Source organism: Belliella filtrata, from assembly GCF_022549775.1.
Taxonomy (GTDB): Bacteria; Bacteroidota; Bacteroidia; order Cytophagales; family Cyclobacteriaceae; genus Belliella; species Belliella filtrata.
The window spans coordinates 1-2053 of record NZ_JAKZGP010000130.1 but is presented as its reverse complement, the minus strand read 5'-3'; the positions used below and the strand labels follow the sequence as shown (position 1 = coordinate 2053).

2 protein-coding genes are annotated in these 2053 nt (G+C 37.0%); both read left to right on the top strand.

The annotated features are described in order from the left end of the window. Positions 1-1798, top strand: a 1798-nt coding sequence (locus MM239_RS20710; RefSeq protein WP_241350235.1) for a TrkH family potassium uptake protein, incomplete at its 5' end; no start/stop codon positions are given. A gap of 34 nt (positions 1799-1832) precedes the next feature. Then, positions 1833-2053: NAD-binding protein (locus tag MM239_RS20705; protein ID WP_241350234.1), on the top strand; the 221-nt coding region annotated here is incomplete at its 3' end.

The window sequence follows — 2053 nt, the reverse complement described above, 5'->3', positions numbered from 1 at the left end:
TAAATTTTTCACAAGTCCAGATGAAAGGATCTTAAAGATCCGGAAATTATTTGAATTGAATAATACTATAATTCAATCTATTAGCATATTAGCATTCGCTATATTAGTTTTTGATTTGGGTTTTAGGGAAGAAGTTCACAGTGGAATAGTTGGCAAATTGTATTTTTCACTTTTGCTAATTTTGTCATTTGGATATATCATAAGGCTATTTTCAAAAGCGGAGAAGTTTAGATTGGCTAGGCTTTTTGTAGAAATCTGTATTATTCTTTTTCTAGTCTTTGCTTCGTTGGTTAATTTTCAAATCATTGAATTAGATAATACTTTGACTATCGGAAATCTGCAAGTCAAGGCATTCTTTGTCAATTTATTAGTCTTTGTGCTGTTTTTAATTGAGCTAAGTAAATTAGCTTTGAATGCCAATCAGTTGAGAATACATCCAGCGATGGTTTTTATTCTAAGCTTTTTGTTGGTGATTTTAGTAGGAACAGTCCTATTGTCCCTTCCTAATGCGACAGTTAACGGAATCAGCTTCATTGACGCTTTGTTTACCTCAACTTCTGCTGTTTGTGTGACAGGACTGATTGTGCTGGATACATCATCAGACTTTACATTTCTAGGCCAGTTTATCATCATGATGCTCTTTCAGATTGGTGGATTAGGGATGATGACCTTTACATCCTTCTTTGGATTCTTTTTTAAAGGTTCTTATTCTCTTCAAAACCAATTGTTTCTCAAGGATTATATCAATGAGGAAAATATAGGCGCGATCAATTCCACCTTACTAAAAATAATTCTATTTACTTTATTGACTGAGGGTGTTGCTGCTTTGATGATCACTTCGGTAATTGATAGCAATTTGTTTGAAAACAAAGGGGATCAATTGTTTTTTTCTGTATTTCATGCCATATCGGGGTTTTGTAATGCAGGATTTTCAACGCTAGGGAATGGGTTATATGAAGCTGGGTTTAGAGAAGAGTATACTGTACACCTGATTATTTCCTTTGCAATTATCTTGGGTGGTATAGGTTTTCCAGTAGTGTTGGGATACTATACTTACTTGAAACATGTGCTAGTTGGGACCAAAAAGTTGATCACTGGAGAAGAAGATTATAAACATGTACCTAGGGTCGCCAATGTCAATATCAGGTTGATTGTATACACAACGATGATCTTGCTTGTTGTAGGATTTGTTACCTACTGGGTCTTTGAAAGCGAGCATACATTGAAAGGACTTTCAGGATATGGAAAATTTGTAACGGCCTTTTTCGGTTCAGTGACTCCAAGGACAGCAGGGTTCAATACAGTAGATATGTCTGCGCTAGCTATGCCAACTGTACTCATCTATTTGATATTGATGTGGATAGGAGCTTCACCTGGTTCGACTGGAGGTGGATTGAAAACCAGCACCATAGCTGTGGCAGTGTTGAATGCTATCAGCATAGCCAAAGGGAAAAACAGGGTTGAGGTATTTAAAAGGCAAATAAGTAATGAGACGTTAAGAAAGGCCTTTGCTGTGATTTTGCTTTCTTTTCTGGTAATTGGTTTAGGGGTGTTTTTGGTATTGCTCTTGGATCCCGAATTGCCACTCATCAGTGTGGCTTTTGAAATATTTTCCGCATTTTCTACGGTGGGTCTTAGCCTTGGCATTACAGGGGATTTATCTACAGGAAGTAAGATTATTGTATCCATTATCATGTTTCTAGGTAGGGTTGGTACTTTGACTGTTTTAATTGCTTTCATACAAAAAGCTAGAACGTTAAGATATAAGTATCCTGAAGAAGGGGTTTTCATCACTTAATGATTTAAAAAGGCAAAAAAATAAAGCTGTAAAAATGAAGTATATCATTGTAGGACTGGGAAATTTTGGCGGACATCTAGCCGCTAGACTCACTGCTTATGGTCACGAAGTGATCGGTGTAGACAGTAGTGAGGACAAGGTAGATGCGGTAAAAGATAAGATCACGCATGCTGTTGTCATGGATGCTACAGATGCTCAAGCTGTGAAAAATCTTCCTTGCAAGGATGCCGATGTGGTGATTATTGCGATTGGAGA